Source organism: Candidatus Accumulibacter sp. ACC003, assembly GCF_907163085.1.
GTDB lineage: Bacteria > Pseudomonadota > Gammaproteobacteria > Burkholderiales > Rhodocyclaceae > Accumulibacter.
On record NZ_CAJQTX010000004.1, the window covers coordinates 486,237 to 503,886 of the forward strand.

13 protein-coding genes are annotated in these 17,650 nt (G+C 64.5%); 3 read left to right on the forward strand and 10 right to left on the reverse strand.

Annotated features, from left to right (window positions below; genetic code table 11):
• Window positions 1-80 precede the first annotated feature (80 nt).
• Window positions 81-2,660: a TRAP transporter permease gene (locus QZ656_RS09130; RefSeq protein WP_291993085.1), complete on the forward strand. Its 2,580-nt coding sequence runs from the start codon at window positions 81-83 to the stop codon at window positions 2,658-2,660.
• A gap of 171 nt (window positions 2,661-2,831) precedes the next feature.
• Here the strand turns inward: QZ656_RS09130 and QZ656_RS09135 are convergent, their stop codons facing one another.
• The 3 genes from QZ656_RS09135 to QZ656_RS09145 form a co-directional block, all read right to left on the reverse strand.
• The gene (locus QZ656_RS09135) at window positions 2,832-3,614 is read right to left on the reverse strand and encodes an EAL domain-containing protein (protein ID WP_291993086.1); all 783 of its coding nucleotides are present in this window, start codon (window positions 3,612-3,614) and stop codon (window positions 2,832-2,834) included.
• 52 nt (window positions 3,615-3,666) lie between these two features.
• Window positions 3,667-5,235: a 4-alpha-glucanotransferase gene (gene malQ / locus QZ656_RS09140; protein WP_291993087.1), complete on the reverse strand. Its 1,569-nt coding sequence runs from the start codon at window positions 5,233-5,235 to the stop codon at window positions 3,667-3,669.
• 537 nt (window positions 5,236-5,772) lie between these two features.
• Entirely contained in the window at window positions 5,773-6,564 is a 792-nt protein-coding gene (locus QZ656_RS09145) for a lipid-binding SYLF domain-containing protein (RefSeq protein ID WP_291993088.1), read from the reverse strand.
• 114 nt (window positions 6,565-6,678) lie between these two features.
• On the opposite strand from QZ656_RS09145, the gene QZ656_RS09150 reads away from it, so the two are divergent.
• A complete protein-coding gene (locus QZ656_RS09150) occupies window positions 6,679-8,091 on the forward strand; it encodes a bifunctional enoyl-CoA hydratase/phosphate acetyltransferase (protein ID WP_291993089.1) in 1,413 nt (470 codons plus the stop codon).
• Window position 8,092: 1 nt separating this feature from the next.
• Complete coding sequence (locus QZ656_RS09155; RefSeq protein WP_291993090.1) at window positions 8,093-9,277, forward strand: acetate/propionate family kinase; 1,185 nt, start codon at window positions 8,093-8,095, stop codon at window positions 9,275-9,277.
• Window positions 9,278-9,351: 74 nt separating this feature from the next.
• On the opposite strand, the gene QZ656_RS09160 is transcribed toward QZ656_RS09155, so the two are convergent.
• The 7 genes from QZ656_RS09160 to QZ656_RS09190 all read right to left on the reverse strand — a co-directional run bounded on the left by QZ656_RS09160 (window position 9,352) and on the right by QZ656_RS09190 (window position 17,463).
• A complete protein-coding gene (locus QZ656_RS09160; protein WP_291993091.1) occupies window positions 9,352-9,924 on the reverse strand; it encodes a GNAT family N-acetyltransferase in 573 nt (190 codons plus the stop codon).
• Between the two features lie 59 nt (window positions 9,925-9,983).
• Window positions 9,984-10,583: a hypothetical protein gene (locus tag QZ656_RS09165; protein ID WP_291993092.1), complete on the reverse strand. Its 600-nt coding sequence runs from the start codon at window positions 10,581-10,583 to the stop codon at window positions 9,984-9,986.
• Between the two features lie 257 nt (window positions 10,584-10,840).
• A complete protein-coding gene (locus QZ656_RS09170; protein WP_291993093.1) occupies window positions 10,841-12,088 on the reverse strand; it encodes a cation:proton antiporter in 1,248 nt (415 codons plus the stop codon).
• Window positions 12,089-12,202: 114 nt separating this feature from the next.
• A complete protein-coding gene (locus QZ656_RS09175) occupies window positions 12,203-13,222 on the reverse strand; it encodes a DUF4105 domain-containing protein (protein WP_291993094.1) in 1,020 nt (339 codons plus the stop codon).
• A gap of 39 nt (window positions 13,223-13,261) precedes the next feature.
• Window positions 13,262-14,851, reverse strand: coding sequence for an alpha/beta hydrolase (locus tag QZ656_RS09180; RefSeq protein WP_291993095.1), 1,590 nt, complete (start codon window positions 14,849-14,851; stop codon window positions 13,262-13,264).
• A gap of 186 nt (window positions 14,852-15,037) precedes the next feature.
• Complete coding sequence (locus tag QZ656_RS09185) at window positions 15,038-16,558, reverse strand: transposase family protein (RefSeq protein WP_291991619.1); 1,521 nt, start codon at window positions 16,556-16,558, stop codon at window positions 15,038-15,040.
• A complete protein-coding gene (locus tag QZ656_RS09190; RefSeq protein WP_291991618.1) occupies window positions 16,555-17,463 on the reverse strand; it encodes a DUF4338 domain-containing protein in 909 nt (302 codons plus the stop codon). Before QZ656_RS09190 ends, QZ656_RS09185 begins: the two co-directional genes overlap by 4 nt.
• Window positions 17,464-17,650: the final 187 nt, after the last annotated feature.

The following is a 17,650-nucleotide window of genomic DNA, read 5'->3' on the forward strand; positions in this document are numbered from 1 at the left end:
GTGCTACCAGCCTTTCCCGGCGGACCTGCTGACGGCCCCGATCGGGGCCGTCTGTCCTTGAAGTCTGTGGAGGTACGCATATGGCTGAAAAAGAAACGGCTCCCGTCCTGACCGACGAGCAGCTCAAACAACTCGTTGCCGAAGCCGACACCGGTGGTCGCAAGCCGACCGGTGCGGTCGCCAAGCTGATCCTGTATACGGCATTGGCCTGGTCGCTGTTTCAACTATGGATCGCCTCGCCGCTGCCGTATTCGTTCGGCATCCTGGTGCTCAATGACACCGAATCGCGTTCGGTCCACCTCGCCTTCGCGATGTTCCTCGCCTTTCTCGCCTACCCGGCGTTCAAACATTCGCCGCGTGATCACGTGCCGATCCTGGACTGGGTGCTGGCCCTGGTCGGCGTCTTCTGCGCGTCGTATCTGTTCGTCTTCTACTCGGAGTTGTCCACGCGGCCGGGGCAACCGACGACGCTAGACCTGGTCGCCTCGGTGGGGGGGATCATCCTGCTGCTCGAAGCGGCACGGCGTGCGCTCGGCCTGCCGATGGTCATTCTGGCGACGATCTTCATCGGTTATATCTTCCTTGGCCCCTACATGCCGGACATGATCGCCCACAAGGGCGCTTCGCTCGGCAAGGGCATGTCGCACCTGTGGCTGAGCACCGAGGGCGTGTTCGGCGTCGCGCTCGGCGTCTCGTCGGGTTTCATCTTCCTCTTCGTTCTTTTTGGTTCGCTGCTCGAAACGGCCGGCGCCGGCAACTACTTCATCAAGTCGGCGATCTCGCTGCTCGGCCACCTGCGTGGTGGCCCGGCCAAGGCCGCGGTGGTCGCGTCGGCGTGTACCGGCCTGATCTCCGGGTCGTCGATCGCCAACGTGGTGACCACCGGAACGTTCACCATTCCGCTGATGAAGCGCGTCGGCTATCGTGCCGACAAAGCGGCTGCGGTCGAGGTCGCCGCGTCGGTCGACGGGCAGATCATGCCGCCGGTGATGGGCGCCGCGGCCTTCCTGATGGTCGAATACGTCGGCATTCCGTACACGCAGGTGCTCAAGCACGCGATCCTGCCGGCGTTGATTTCGTACATCGCGCTGTTCTACATCGTGCACCTCGAGGCGATGAAGGCCGATATCCGCGGTATCCCGCACGTCCATGAAGCCTCGTTCCGTGACCGCGCGCTGTCTTTCCTGATGACCGTTTCCGGAATCATCATCCTCGCCGGCATCGTCTACTACGGCTTCGGCTGGCTCAAGGACGTCTTTGGTGACGCGTCGATATACATCGTCGGCGTCGTCATGCTCGCCACCTACGTCGGCCTGCTGAAGTTCGGTACGCGTTTTCCAGAGTTGCACATGGACGATCCGAACAAGCCGTTCGAGCACCTGCCGGATGCCGGTCCGACACTGAAATCGGGCCTGCACTTCCTGCTGCCGGTGGTGGTGCTGATCTGGAACCTGATGGTCGAGGAACTTTCGCCGGCGCTATCGGCGTTCTGGGCGACGGTTTTCCTGATGCTCATCCTAGTCACGCAAAGGCCAATCATCGCCCACTTCCGCCAGCAGGGCGACCCTGGCGCGGCCGTTCGCCGGGGCTTCCATGATCTGTTTGAGGGGCTGGTGACCGGTGCGCGCAACATGATCGGTATCGGTATCGCGACCGCGGCGGCGGGCATCATCGTCGGGACAGTGACGCTGACGGGTATCGGCCTGGTGATGAGCGAACTGGTCGAACTGATCTCGGGTGGTAACCTGATGGTCATGCTCGTGATGGTGGCCGTGATTTGCCTGATCCTCGGTATGGGCCTGCCGACGACGGCCAATTACATCGTGGTATCGACGCTGATGGCGCCGGTGGTCGTCGAACTCGGTGCGCAGAGCGGGCTGCTGGTGCCGCTGATCGCCGTGCATCTGTTCGTCTTCTACTTCGGGCTGATGGCCGACGTCACGCCACCGGTCGGCCTGGCGTCGTACGCGGCGGCCGGCATCGCGCGCGTCGATCCGATCAAGGTCGGCGTCACGGCTTTCGGCTACAGCATCCGTACGGCGATCCTGCCGTTCATGTTCATCTTCAACACGCAGCTGCTGCTGATCGGTATCGACAGTATCTGGCACCTGGTGCTGACGATATTCACTGCGATCGTCGCCAACCTTGTCTTTGCCGCCGCGACGCAGGGCTGGTTCATGGCCCGCAACCGCTGGTGGGAGGCTGTGGTCCTGCTACTCGTGACCTTGACGCTGTTTCGTCCGGGCTTCTGGATGGACATGATCCATCCCCCTTACGACAAGATATCAGCCGACCAGATCATGGAGGTCGTCGAGCGGGCGCCCGCCGACGATCGGCTACGGATCTGGATCGAGGGCGAGGACATCAACGGCAAGGAGGTCCACAAGGGCGTGTTGTTGCCGCTGGGCGAACCCGCGCCAGCGCTCAAGCGCCTCAACGCGGCCGGTCTGAGCCTGATGGCGAGCGGAGACAGCGTCGACATCATGGGCGTCAAGTTTGGCAGCCGAGCAGCGAAACTGGGGATCGAGCAGGGCTTCAAGATCACCTCGATCGAAGTGCTTGCTGACCGGCCGGCCAAGGAATGGTTCTTCATTCCCGCTCTCGGTCTGCTTGGCCTGATTATCGTCATCCAGCGGCGGCGCGCCGGCGTCGCCACCTAAGCCACTGTAGTCGGCTACGACGCGCTTGCCGGAAGCTCGGCAAGCGCGTCGTTTGCGTTGGCGCCGCCCGTCGTTGTTTGGCGCTGGCCGCGGGCGATAATTTCCGCTTAGTCGAACGGCAAGGCGTCGCGAATGATCATCGACGAGTTCTTTTCATGCCGAGACGCCTGCTCACGCCAGGTTGGCGGGCGTTTTCCGCGTTCTCGCGTAGTAGCTCATCAGCTCGGCGGCGGCCAGCGGCGGCGAGAAGTAGAAACCCTGTGCCAATTGCACGCCGGCGGCGCTCAGCGCCTGAACCTGGGTGTTGGTCTCGATGCCTTCGGCAACGACAGTCAGATCGGTCGTCTGCAGGAGTCCGGCGAGGCCGCGCAGCCAGTCCGGCTGCGGACAGTCCGGCTGGATCTGGTCGGTCAGCAGGCGATCGATCTTGATGATCTTGAAGTCGCAGCGCGAAATGAGCGCCAGATTGGTGCCGCTCATCGTCACGTCGTCGAGCGCCAGACTGATGCCGCTCTGGTGCATGCTGTTCAGGGCCATCAAGCCGAGTTGGTCGGGAATCCCGCGCTCGGTCACCTCAAGGATCAGTTGCGAGCGCAAAGCGCTCAAGCCGGACTTGACGGCCGCGTATTCCAAACCGCCGCGACCGAGAATTTCGGGTGGAACATTGATGCTCAGACGCGCTTCGGGGTTGGCGTGCAGCCAGCCGCCGACTTCGACGGTTACCGTGTCGACCAACCAGTAGGTGATCAGACCCGATAGCGGCGTGTTTTCGAGCAGCGGGATGAACTCGCCCGGCTGAATGACTTCCCCGCCGGGCCGCCGCCAGCGGATGAGCGCCTCGGCGCCCAGGCAGGTCTGGTCGCCGAGGGAAATAATCGGCAGGTACTCGACAAAGAAGTCCCCTGCCTTCAGGCCTTCGTGAATCGCGTTCAGCTCGGGCGAGGGTAAGGTCATCGGCTTGCTGCCCTGGTTGCACAGATTTTCCGGCGGCGGCCTGGTGCGTCGCTCAAGCTTCGGGCTCGTCGTCGGCGCGGTTGCTGTCGCGGTCGCGGCCGTACAGCCGAGTGAGGTCAGCGAGGCGCTCGGCGTGCCAGGGCTCGACCTGTTCCCAGCGGTAGCGCCACTCCCACGATCCGGAGCCAATTCCCGGCTGGTTCATACGGTGCGCGGTATCAAGCGAGAGCGCGTCCTGCATCGGGATGACGCAGCGCTGAGCGACCGACGAGAAGGCGAGGCGGATCAGATACCAGCAGAGTTCGTCGGGACTGTCGCTGCCCACGCCCAGGTAGGCGTGTACCCGCTCCTGCTCTTCCTTTTCGAGCGACTGCCACCAGCCGCAGGTGGTGTCGTTGTCGTGGGTGCCGGTATAGACCACCGAATTGGCGTCGTAATTGTGCGGCAGATAGGGATTCCTGGCATCGTCGCCGAAAGCGAATTGCAGGATGCGCATGCCTGGCAGGCCAACGTCCTGACGCAGCTTCTTGACCGCCGGGGTAATGATCCCCAGGTCTTCGGCGATGATCTTCAGTTGCCCGTTTTCGTCGACCAGATCGTCGCTGAGCTCGCGGCGCATGGCGGCGAACACCGCTTCGCCTGGCCCCGGTTGCCATAGTCCGTCGATGGCCGTCTCGGCGGCGCCGGGAATTTCCCAGTACGCTTCGAAACCACGGAAATGATCGATACGAATGGTGTTGCAAAGCTTCATCGTCTGCCGCATTCGCTCGACCCACCAACGATAATCCTCGGCGGCGTGTGCCGACCACAGATAGAGCGGGTTGCCCCAGCGCTGGCCGGTTTCACTGAAGTAGTCCGGCGGGACGCCGGCGACCACGCGCGGCCGGCCGTGCTCGTCGAGGTCGAAAAGACCCGGATTGGCCCAGACGTCGGCGCTGTGCCCGGCAACGAAGATCGGCAGGTCGCCGATGATCTCGACGTGCTGCGAATTGGCGTAGTCCTTGAGCGCCGTCCATTGGTCGAAGAAGCACCACTGGCAGAACTTCCAGAAGTCTATTTCATCGGCGTGCTGGCGTATCGCTGCGCGCAGCGCGTCGGCTTCGCGGTGAGCCAGCGCGGCCGGCCAGTCCTGCCACGTCGTGCCGTCGCCACCGTAGGCGATGTCGAGCGCCATGAAAAGCGAGTAGTCGTCGAGCCACGCGCCAGCGTCGGCACAGAAGGCGGCAAATGCCGTGTGCCTGGGTGATTTCTGGTCGGCAAAGAAGCGTCCGGCGGCGCGCCGCAATTGCTCCATGCGGAAGGGTCTAACGGTCGCGTAATCGATGCGTTGTTCGGGAAAAGACGGCGCCTCCGCGAGGTCGGCGTCGCTCAGCCAGCCGGCCTGCTGCAGTTGGCCCAGGTCGATCAGCAGTTCGCTGCCGGCGAAGGCCGATGGACTGGAGTACGGCGAGTTCCCGGGTCCGACTCCGGTCAGCGGCAACAACTGCCACAGCGATTGGCCAGCGCCCGCCAGCCAGTCGACGAAGTGGCGTGCAGCCGGGCCGAGGTCGCCCGATCCGTGCGGGCCGGGTAATGAAGTCGGGTGAAGAAGAATGCCGCTCTGGCGCGGAATGGAGGTCATGCTGATCCTTTTTCTGGGTTAGGGCCATCGCCTGCTGGTGGGCGATGGCAGCGCGCCCAGGTCGATGTCTGGGCACGATAGTCGCTGAGCGCCGCCGGAGTCGAAGCCAGCGTCGCGGGCCATGGAAGTTGCTGGGGGAGGGTGAGTCGGGTGATGTGAATTGCACAAAGCGGCCAGTATCGGGTGCCTGCGCCCGCAGTGCAAGTCGAGTTCAGCGCTTGGCGCCAGGAGCTGGCGCCGGTGAAGCGAGGTCGAGGAGCCGGGGCCCCGGCCAGGGCCCCAGGCCGCGCCAGCAAGCGTTGATCCGCTAGCGGCGTAGGCCGATCGCTTTCGCCGCTCGGCCGGCGATCGGGTCGGCCAGCGCGTGCTTTCCCAAGGTGAATCGGAAACTCGCTGACGCCTGCGGCAAGGTCGTCGTCGCCGCAGAAAATGGTGTTCGCTAGGCGGCCAACGAGCCGCGCCGGCTTCGGCGCGGCGCGAACGCGGCGTGCCCTCGCCATCTATCGGTCGTCAGGTCGTGCACGGTCGGCGGCTTGATCAGTCGGCGAGTCTCGTAATCTTGTTGCCTTGCAGGCCGACACCGGCCATCAGGCCCGTCTGGCCGAAGACGATGGCGTAGACGTCGTCGTTCGCAGTGGTCGAGGTCAGCGACTTGGCCATGCCCTGATCGACGACGACAATCGACGGGCCAACGCCGACTTCGAAGCCTTCAGCCTGGTTCAGGGTCTGCAGTGCTTTTTCGTTCATGAAGAACATCGCATAACCATATTGCTGCGCGCCGGCCTGCAGGCCGTACGAGGCGCCCGCGGTGTTGTAATAGCCTGCTGCCTTGCCGTTCTTGAAGAGCACGCCGTCGCCGTACTGGCCACCGACGACGAGGCCGGCCTTGATGATCTTCGGAAAGACCAGCACGGCGACGGCATCGGCGGACAGGGACTTCGCCACCGGCAGCTTGGCGAGCAGCTTGTGATAGGCCTTGCGCGCGTCTCTTTCGAGCGCTGCATGGTCTGCGGCGATGGCCGCAGCCGGGGCCAGCACAAGCGCGATTGCGGCCACCAACAGCCATCTGGAAAGTTGAGAAAAGTGAGAGAGATATTTCTTGTTCATGTCGCCACTCCATACAGAAAGAAACGTTGTTGGGAAGCGCCCGTCTGATCGCCTCGTCGAGGCATCATGATAAGCGAAAGTTGCCTCAGTGCTTGTTTCGGCAAGCGGGATACATACCAATGTCAGGTTCCGGGATGGTCGTGCCTGGCGTCGACACGGCCAGCGCACGCCCTGGCTGGTCCTGCCATTCGCGCTTTCGGCGCGATACGCTAGAATGGACATTCCGGCCGGCCAGCAAGGCGTCAGGCACCGGCCGGAGTCGCCGGTGCACGACGGGTAGCGAGCAGGGGGGCTTGCCGGCGAGACGCCAAAATCATTATCCACGACGAGTACATGATGACCACAGACACCCTTGAGAACCGTTGTTTCGACGAGATCAGCATTGGCGATACGGCGAGCGTTCGCCGCACGCTGAGCGTGCGCGACGTGCAGCTCTTCGCGACCGTTTCAGGCGACGTCAATCCCACCCACCTCGACCTCGAACTGGTGAAGCAACTCGGCGTCAACGAGTTGAGCGCGCATGGCATGTGGCTGGGCGCGCAGATCTCCGGATTGCTCGGCAACGAACTGCCGGGTCCGGGAACGCTGTATGTCGGCCAGGATCTGGAGTTCCACGCGCCGCTGGCGATCGGCGACGAGGTGACGATCAGCATCACCGCGCGCGAGAAGTTCCCGGAAACGCGCCGGGTCAGCTTCGACTGCCTCGGCGTCAACGGCCGCGGCGAGAAGATCGTCAGCGGTGTCGCCAGGGTCATCGCTCCGGATACCCGAATCATCATGGACCGTCCGGATGCGGCGCAGGTGTCGATCCAGAGCCACGACCGCTTTGACAGTTTTGTCGAACGCTGCGCGAAGCTGCCGCCGGTGGCCGTGGCGGTGGTGCATCCCTGTGACGAATCGTCGCTGGGCGCTGCTCTCGAAGCCGCCCGCGAAAGTCTGATCGAACCGATTCTGGTCGGCCCCCTGGAGCGGCTGCTGGCGCTCGCCGAGCAGTATGGCTTCGACCTCACCGGGGTACGTGTCGAGGACGTGCCGCACAGCCACGCCGCCGCCTTTCGCGCCGTCGAGCTGGTACGTCTGGGAGAAGCTGCGGCGCTGATGAAAGGGAGTCTGCACACCGACGAGCTGATGGCCGAGGTCGTCAATCGACAGACGGGCTTACGTACCGAGCGGCGCATCACCCATGCCTTCATGATGGACGTGCCGACTTACCACAAGCCGCTGATCGTGACCGATGCGGCGATCAACATCGCGCCGGACCTCGATTGCAAACGCGACATTTGCCAGAACGCGATCGATCTGGCGCACGTGCTTGGCGTCGTGCGGCCGAAGGTGGCGATCATCTGCGCCGTCGAAGGCATCAACTCGCGGATGGTGTGTACCACCGACGCCGCTTCGCTGTGCAAGATGGCCGACCGCGGCCAGATCACCGGCGCCATTCTCGATGGCCCGCTGGCGCTCGATAACGCGATCAGCAAGGAAGCCGCGCGCATCAAGAAAATCGATTCGGTCGTCGCCGGCGATCCCGACATTCTGGTCGTTCCCGACCTCGCTGCCGGCAACATTCTCGCCAAGCAACTGACCTTCATGAGCCAGGCCGATGGCGCGGGTATCGTGCTTGGTGCGCGCGTGCCGATAATCCTCACCAGCCGTGCCGACAACCGGCGCGCCAAGCTGGCCTCGTGTGCGGTGGCCTGCCTGATGGCCAGCGCCGCGCTGGCGCACGACGTGACCAGGGCGGGAGGCTAAAATGGGCAAGGCAATTCTGGTCCTCAATGCCGGCTCATCGAGTCTGAAGTTCTCGGTTTTCGACGTCGGCGCTGCGACTGCTCTGCGCGCCATGGCCGTCGGCCAGGTCGAAGGCCTGGGAACGGCGCCACGACTCAGGGCGAAGGGCGCAGACGGTAGGGTCATTGCCGATGAATCGTGGACGACGAGCGAAGTCGCCAATCACGCGCAGGCCTTGCAGCAGATCGCGATGCTGCTGCGTTCGCGTTTCGCGGGACAGGATCTGGCGGGCGTCGGCCATCGCGTCGTGCATGGTGGCGCCGATTACTCGGCGCCGCTGCTGCTCACGCCGCCGGCGATGGATACGCTTGATACCTTTGTGCCGCTGGCGCCGCTGCACCAGCCGCACAACCTCGCCGCCATCCGCGCGGTGGCCGAGGCGCAGCCCGAACTGCCGCAGGTCGCGTGCTTCGATACCGCTTTCCACCGCAGCCAGGAAAAGGTGGCGCAGCTCTATGGCCTGCCCTACGAGTACTTCGAACGCGGTATCCGGCGCTACGGCTTCCATGGCCTGTCGTACGAGTACATCGCCGCGACGCTGCCGGAGGTCGCACCCGAGATTGCAGACGGGCGGGTCGTCGTCGCGCACCTCGGCAGCGGTGCCAGCATGTGCGCGATGCACAAGGGCCGCAGCGTTGGCAGTTCGATGGGCTTCACCGCGCTCGATGGACTGATGATGGGTACGCGGCCAGGCAACCTGGACCCCGGCATCATCCTCTACCTGCTGCAACAGGAAGGCATGAGCGCCAAGGACATCGAGAACATGCTTTACAAGCGCTCCGGCCTGCTCGGCGTGTCGGGAATCGGTAACGACATGCGTGTCCTGCAGGAGAGCGACTCGCCGCGCGCGCGGCTGGCGATCGATCATTTCGTCTATCGCATCAGCCGCGAACTCGGCGGGCTGGCGGCGGTGCTCGGCGGCATCGACGCCTTCGTGTTCACCGCCGGCATCGGCGAAAACAGCGCCCACATTCGCCGTCTGGTCTGCGAGCAGGCGAAATGGCTGGGCATCGACCTCGACGCGGCGGCCAACGAGCAGGGCGGTCCGCGCATCAGCAGCGCCGGCAGCAAAGTTTCGGCGTGGGTCGTGCCGACCAACGAGGAACTGATGATCGCGAGGCATACCTGCCAGCTGCTCGGGCTGTGAGCACGGCTGCAAGGTAGCGCTCAGCTACTGCCGGCAGCGAAGCGCGCGCTTCAGGATTCTTCGACGGGCGGAGCTCAGCCCGCGCTTGGTGCTGGTCGGGAAAAGGGCAAGGTGGTTGACGGGCTGTCGAGTTGCAGGCGGCAGATGGCGACCGATGGATCGTCAGGGTCGGGCGCGACGGTGAAGCCGAGGCGGGAGGCGAGTCGCAGCATCGGTGCGTTGACCCGCAGCACGAAACCTTCCATCTCAACCAGTCCGCGCGCCCTCGCCGCAGCGATCAGTGCGCTCATCAGGGCGTGGCCAAGGCCGGTCCCTCCGTAGTCGGCCGCAACGGTGATCGCGAACTCGCAGTTCGCCCGGTCGTTAGCGAGCATCAGGTAGGTGAAGCCAACGATGTCGATGCCGTCGGCAGCCGGGACGGTGGCGGCGAGGCCGATGCCGCTCTCGGGAAACGAAGCGAGAAGCTTGCGCAAGCGGTCGACATTGGGCTCGCGGACCACCCGCATGAAGCGCATGTAGAGGGCTTCCGGGTCAAGGCGCGCGAATCCTTGCAGGAGTTCGTCCTCGTCTGTGCTGCTGATCTCGCGGATGTGTACGGCTCGCCCGTCGCGCAGGCTGAGGTCAATGTCTGAAAAGGGAGGCGTCATTGTTTCCCCTTTTCTCCTGATCCGCCGGGCAGGAGGCGTCAAGCCTCGCGCGGCCCGCGTCAGTTCAGGTCCGGATCGACGTAATAGGCGGCGGCGCCCCAGTTGGCCTGCAGAGCGAAGCCCTTCTCGGTCAGCTGGTAGACGTCGATGTAGGGATTGAAGGATATCGTCTTGCCGGTTGAGCCAGCGGTCGCCGATGCGCCGACATCGCCGCCCGCCTTGCCACCGACCTTGAACTGATCGAGTGCTGCCTTCGACTTGAAGACGAAGATCTGGTAGAGCGTCTGGTAGCCCAGGCCCGGGCCGGTGCCGGCGCGAATCGCCTGCATGTACGTTGGCTTGCCCGTCGCGTTGTTGAAAATCACGCCGGGGCCGCGTGCGCCGACAACGACCAGCGCATTGACCGTGGTGATGTCGAAGACGCCATAACCGGCGGCGCCTTCAACCACCGCACGAGCAGCGGGCTCCTTGGCGTAGAGTTTGTCGAGCGCTTTCTTGGCCATGGTCAGCACCTGCTCGCGCTCCTGCTTGACCTGCGCCGAGTCGAGATTGCGCGACTCGGGTTTCTCCTCCACGGACGAGCACGCGCTCAGTGCTCCGAGTGAAGCAGCGAGAAGAAGGGTGACGAGGTTTTGCTTGAGTCGGGCTGGTTTGTTCATGTCGTTTCCTGGAGAGGGGGTCTGGGCGGCACGAGGGGTCGCCGGAAGCTGTGTCGATTATACCCGGTAGCCGCCATCAGACGACGACGGGAGACCGCGCGGCGGCTGGATCTCGATCGGGATACGCTTCCTTACGTGCCTGCGTGTGCGCACTTGGCGAACTCGAGCGGAGACAATTTGCGTTGTCGTAGAGCCAGAAGAAGTAGCCGTGCCGCGCCGTTTGCGCCTTGTCCGGCACGACTCTAGGGGGGTGTCATCTATTTGGCGGCAGGCCCGTCGACGGCGGCGTTCTCCGGGGCGTCCGCTGGCAGTGCTTCGCAACTCCGGGCGTAGCGCGCTATGCCGGGCTTGGCGCTCAGTCCATGCGCGACGACGCTGAGCAGCACCGTCGCCATCACCGCCAGACGAATCGTCTCCTCGCCCGGGAGCTTCGTTTGCTGCTCCAGATAGACCAGCCCGAGGACGATCGATGCCAGGCCACGCGGGCCGAACCAGCCGATGAAGAGAACCGTCGCCCGACTGAGTCCGATGCCGGCAACGGCCAGCGCGACGGGCAGCATGCGCACGACTGTCAGGCTGAGAACCGCGTAGAGCAGGATCGCCGGAGTAAACGCATGCCAGTTGCCCGCGCAGAGCAGCCCGAACAGGAAGAAGACGAAGAAGTTGAACAGCTGTCCCCAGCCTTCGGTGAACTCGACGCTGTGCCGTCCGACCTTTGGGAAGCCGACCTGCGCCGCCAGGCCGGCGACGAAGGCGGCGATGAACATGCTCGCGCCGGACTCCTCTGCGGCCAGTATGCACAGCAAGGGCATCGCCACCACGGCGAGCTGGCCAAGTTCGGCCGACATCCACTGCCGACGCTGCGCCAGCCCCATTAGCAGACCGCCGCCCAGCCCGATCGCCAGCCCGATTACGCTTCCGTAGCCAATCTGTTCAAGGAGAAAACGCGCCAGCACGCCACGCGCACCAACACCGTCGTCGATCGCTGCCGCGAGGGCAATGAAGAGCATCAGGAACGGTACTGCCAGCCCGTCGTTGAGGCCGGCCTCGACGTTCAGCGCCTGTCGTATGCGCGCCGGCACGCGCGGGCTGTTGACGATGACCTGTCCGAGGCCGGCGTCGGTCGGTGCGAGGATCGCGGCGAGGATTCCAGCCTCCCACCACGACAGCCCGGCGAAGCACAGCATCGCCGCCGCCGCTCCCAGGAAAATCGTCAGCAGCATGCCGACGCTGAGCAGACGCACCGGCAACTTGTGGTTGTCCTGCAGGGAGCGCCGGCCGATGTGCGAAGCGTCGGTGAACAAGGTCATCACCAGCCCCACTTCGGCGATCAGCAGGAGGCCCTTGCGGTCGAGGAACAGTTCGCTGGACGCATCGGGGAAGAGCAGCATCAGCGCCCCCGCGGCAGTAAACAGAATCGGTGCGGTAATGAGCGTACGCTCCAGCTGGCGCGACACGAGGCTGTAGGCAAAGACCAGGAGGGTGAAGGCAGCCGCGATCAACATGCAGGTTCCAAAGTTAGAGCTCGGTCGAGCGGGCGATGATGCCCAGGATGCGAATTGAGGATAACGGCCGCCAAGCGTTGGCCTCGTCGCCGACTGCCGACTGTTCTCATCGGGTCAGCCTGGCGGCCGCTGTGGTAGGCCGTCGCGAATGGCTTTGGAGAAGCCTTCGAGGTTGCCGGCAGAACGGGCGCGGGCGGTGATGTTGCTGCGGCGCTTCAGTTCGTCGAGTCCGATGCTGGTGTTGACCGAATCGCGCTCGAAGGCCAGGTCGACGAGGTAGCCGTTGGCGAGCAGGCGCCAGTCGAACGTTGGGCCCGAGCCGACGGCCCTGGTGTGCTGCCAGATGGTCGTCGTGCAATTATGGGTCAGGGCGTTGTACCAGCGCGGCTGCTCGGCGATGGCGTTGATTTCCTTTACATAGTCGAGCAGCAGGGCGCGGCCCTTGTCTGCCGCAGCACGGATGCGGTAGAGCTGCACCGCCTCGCCAAGCTGGTTCGTCCGCAGCCCGACGACATCGCGCTCGTCGGCGACGACATAGTAGAGCTCGTACTGACGGAAGAAGCCTCGCAGCGCCGAGTACTCCTCGCCTTTCTCTTTGCGCGTTTCGATGGATACGGCGAGATGGCGGCCGTCGGCGAACTCCCAGCTGGTGATCGTGTGACCGTAGAGCGTCGGCCCCCAGAACGAGATCAACAGATCGACGCCGACCAGGGTGTCGAGGTCATAGTTGCGTGTCTCCCAGCGCTCGCTGAAATCCTGATCGCTGCGATACGTGAAGTTGCGGACGTTGTTGATCGTCAGCAGCGAGCCGTCGATGGTCGCCGTCGGTAGCCGTGCGACATCCGGCCGCCAATGACGCTGGTTGCTCGGTGCGAGACTCAACCACCAGGCGAGAGCGATGGCGAAGGGCGCCAAAACGGCGACCATGGCTCGCCACCAGGGGCGGACCACCAGCGCCATCAAGGCGGCGATCAGGACCAGGCCGCCGGCAAGTGCGCCGGCAAGCACGCGCGATTCGGGACCATCGACCCACAGCGCCGCGCTCGCCCAGAGTATGGCGATCGCCAGAGCCAGCGAGGCGACGAGGCGCAGGAGCAGGCGACCCAGGCGGATCGCGCCCAATGCCCCCTTCATCGTTGTGAACCCCCGGCTGGTAGAACAGTCACGTGTTGCCTATCGTCGATTCTGCCCGTCGACCGGGAACATCCAGGTCACCCGTCCCGTCTTGATCAGCTCCCGTCCTGGTTCTCCCAACTGTTTCCGGAAGCGGATCAACTCGACGAGATCGGAGCTGACCTCCGGGTTGGTGGTGAAGTAGGAATGCCCAAACAGGTCGGTGCGCTTTCCCTCGTACGAGATCAGGTCGAAGCGTCCGGCGAACTCGAAGACGCGTTGGATAGGCTCGGGGATGTCCTCGGGGCGCAGTTGGCCGACTCTGTGACGGCTGCGGAAGAGAATCTGGGAGACACGCAGCGCCCGGTCCTCGGGCGACGCATAGATCGTCAGGCGGCCATTGAGGACACGCGGCAGCCGCCCCTCGGGCCATGCCGTGAGCAGCTCCGGGTCCGAGAGATAGCTGGTGACCTCCTGTCCGGCAATGTCCACGTCGATGTCCGGCGAAAGCAGGACCAGGTTGTCGATCTTGTACAGATCCGCCGGTTCTTTGCCGGCGGCGATGGCCTCGTTCGCCAACTCGCGAACGGCTGCCAGGGTCAAGGCCGTGCCGCGGCTATGCGCAAGAATCTGCAGACCCTTCAGCCCGGGCGTTGTTGCCAGCGCGCGGATGGTCTTCTTGAGGTGTGCGACGGAGTACTCGGCGGACTCGGTGGTGGTGGTGTAGGAAGTCAGGAAGTTGCCGCTGGACGAGGCCGGCCAGGTGAAGAAGGCGCAGACCTGCTCGCGGCCGAGGAAGTGGCACAGCTCGGCGGCGGTATAGGCGGCGGTGGCGAAGGTCTCGTTGAAGCCGTGCACATAGAGCAGGATCTCGTGCTTGGGCGCGACAGCGAAACGGCGCTGGACCTCTTGCTGCAGCCCGGCCTTGGCCTCGAAGTGGCGCGCGAGTTCGCTGCGGTCGCGCAGGATCTTGCCGTCCGGGCCCTTGGTGATCTGGTAGGGCTCGCGGGGAAAGGAATCCAGCTCGCGCACCTCGCCGAGCTCGAGATTGACCGCACGCGTACGCTCGGCGAGCTGGCTCTGCTCGCGCAGGGTCTGCCAGTCCAGCTCCGGCACCATCCGAACCAGAGCCGAGCCGTAGGCGATGCCGCGGGCGCGTTCCTCGCCGTAGGGCAGGGGAGCCTGGTCTTTGCCTTGCCCGGCAAGCTCGGCAGCGGTCAGCGGGGCTCGGTCGGTGATGAACAGCAGGTCCAGGTCGGGGCTCTGCTGGACGTCCTTGGCGAGATCGAATACCGGCTGGCCGTCCGGAAGCTGGTACAGGGTCGGTGTCGGCATCAACTGGCGCGCGCTGGCGGCGCAGCCAGCGAGCAGGAGGGCGGCCAGGACGGTGACAGTCGTTCTGATGAGTAGCGCTTGCATGCTGTCGGAACCTGAAATCTGGGCGAGGGTGAAGCCGCATGTTACCGCAAGCCGTTGCGCATGGGTTTGCCGGTGGCTGGCCAGCGCTGTTCTTCCCGAGCGGCAGCACATCTTTTCCCAGCAGGCGCACCATCGCCGCAGCCCCTGCCGCGACGGCTGCAAGCTGGCGGCGTTGCTCCAGCCCTGACGCATGACCTCCCCGAATCGACAGCACTTGCCGGTTACGCCCACTTTCGCCGCCGAGGCGGCCAGATGGGGGTTGGCTAGCGGCAAGGGAGCGCTTGCGGCGCGGGGGTTTGGTGTTCAGTCAGTGGGACAGGAGAGGTCGAGGGAGCTCCGTTACGATCGCCAGGCGAGCCTTTCCCGGCGCGGGGTGCGCCGCGCTTGGGAAGATGTGTTGGGCAGGCCTGGGCAAGGTTATTCGAGTTGCAGCAGGAACGGTTCGGCGAGAAGCAGACGCAGGCGTGCTGGGTCAAGCCAGGGCGCAGCACAGGAATTACGGATGAAGGCGATGGCGCCGCGCACACCGAGTTCTTGATAGAGGTTGCGTAACTGCCGGGTGAAACGTGCCAGGGTATTGAACACATGCGCCAGGCGCATGAGGAGGTGATAGCCTTTCATGGCATTCCAGTCGAGGGCAAAGGCATGCTCGTAGTGGTAGCCCTGATGTTTTTCGACGAGGAAGCCCGCTTCGATGCCCCAACGGTGGCGGGCACCGAGGTTGCAGCGCTCATGGACATTGTCTTGTCTGAGCGGTTGGCTGGAGAGCCAGGCGTGGCGCGATGTTTCGGTGACGGTCCTGGCCTGTTCATCGATCTTTTCCCAGCTTTCCTCACAGACCACCAGGTTCAGCTTGAGACGCTGACGCCCGTTGGCCGCGAAGGCGTAGTCGATGTCGTTGACCCAGCTGAAGTGTTGTCGGCGCCTTCCCCAAGCGCGCTGCACGGCTTGTGGCTTCAGGGCGTGGAGTGCGCGGAACTCCTGCCAGACCGTGGACAAATCCTTGTCCTTAAGCACGATCATGAACTGCCAGTGGGCGCGCAAGCAGCGCTGCATCACCGGCCCGTTGGCGTAAAGGCCGTCGAGCAGGAGCAGGATCGGCAGGCGGGGGAACAGCGTCTTGAGCCGGTCGCTCAAGCGCACAAAGCCGCGCAGCTCGCAGTCCTGCTTTTGCGCTTCGGTATCGCCCAGCGCGTGTTCGAGGAACTCGCTGAGCAGTGGGACGACCAGGCCGTTGTGGAAAGCCAGGCTGGCCTCGAGGACGTAGACGAAGTACTGGGTGTGGCGGGTTTCCTCCTTGCCGACGGTGCGCTGGAGGAGTTCCTCCGCCCAGAGGGTGTCGCCGGCGACCTTCTGCGAGCCGTCGATGGCGATGGGGTAGCAGTGGTTGATCAGATAGCGGCGGAAGCTCTTGCCGCGGATCAGCCGCTTCACCAGATCGACGTGGGCCTGCTCAAGGTGGTCAAGGTCGATGTCGCGCAGCAGCCGAAACAGGGTGTCGGCGTGTGGCAGGGTCTCGATCTCCGGGAACAGCAGGTGGAGGTTGGCCATGAACTGGGGACGGGATATTTCGCGGTTGGTCTCGCGCCGAGAGGAGAACTGAAAGACGAACATCAGCAGACCGTAAAGCAGCAGCGCGGTCAGCTTGTGGCGGCGCTTCCTGGGGTCTCTCGGGTCGGGAATTTGTTCCAGTTGCTCGAGCAAGGCGGGTAGCTCTTTGCGCAGGAGACGCGTCTTTTTGCTCACGGCGTCCTCGCGGGCCTCCCTTTCCTCGCCGACGGTCGCGAAGGCTGAGCATCGGTTGGGCAGAGAAGTGGGGGAGTGGAGGACTTGTCCACTCGCGCGCCGTTTCGCGTTCAGTGCCTTTTCCTGCCGTTTCTTCTCTGAGCGCAGCTCCTTGAGGGCAGCGCGTGTCGGGCGACGGCAGGGTTTGCTCATGGCCGGGAGCTCCCAGGGGCGGCACACAGCCGGTCGCGACAATCGGCGCTCAGCGGTTTGAGCCACACCTGGCGGGGCGTGCTGCGATACGACTGGCCGGGGCGGGCCAGCCCGCGCCCGCTGGTTGCCCCGAGCAACTGCCAACCGGCCGCGCGGTAACAGGTGCCGGTATAGTGACGAGGATCGACGAAAGTCTCCAGCAACAGGGGCTCGAAGCCCCAGTGATCGAGCCAGTCCGCGCGTGCGCGGCGCGCGAGTTGTCCGAGCACATGACTGGCCAGATGCGGCACCCGGACGTGGGGAAAGATCAGGAAGCGGCTGTTGTTCACCACCCGCGCCAGGTTCTCGCGGCGGGCCTGGGCCGTCCAGCCGATCCAGCGGTCGCGCACGGCGACCGCGCGGGCAGCGCCGGCCAGCAGGACGCTGCCGAGCCGCCGGTCGCCCGCCGTGATGAAGTAGCGCAGGCGGTAGCCGAAGGCCCCCTGGAAACCCAGTGGGTGCCAGCGCGCCACCAGCGCATCCCACTGCGCCACCAACGCCGCGTCGCGAACGACTTCCAGGCAGACCGGTGCGAGTGCCGACAGGGCGCAGTGCACGGGAAGCTCCCCGGTGACCGTATCTACGGGTGCCGCGGGCGGCGCGCAACGGCGTGCTGACGACGGCCTTATCGCCGGCAGTGTCAGCAGCCCGGCCGCCTGCAAACGCTCCAGAAACTCCAGGCAGGCGCTGATCTTCGCCGTCCCTGTCAGAGTGGTCCACCCCAGGTGCTCGCAGACCGTCGCCGCCAACTCCTTGCGCGCCAATCCCGGCAGCCACGCCACCGTCCCGCACACCTCGGCGATCTCCGCGGCGCTGAATACGCGACCGCAGTGCACCCACTCCCCTTCGCTCGTTGCAACCACCACGATACCTCCGGCTGAAACGTGGACCAATGACCCTCCACCTATCCTGCCAGAAGTCCCCCCGGCTGTCTAGCTCCCTTGTGCGAAACCTTTTTTGCCTGCCCACCGCAACGCCTTGCCAGTACTGGGCTGGCGCAGTCATGCTTCAGCGCTGGCGTTGCTCACCGCCGCCATCGTTCTGTGCCAATAG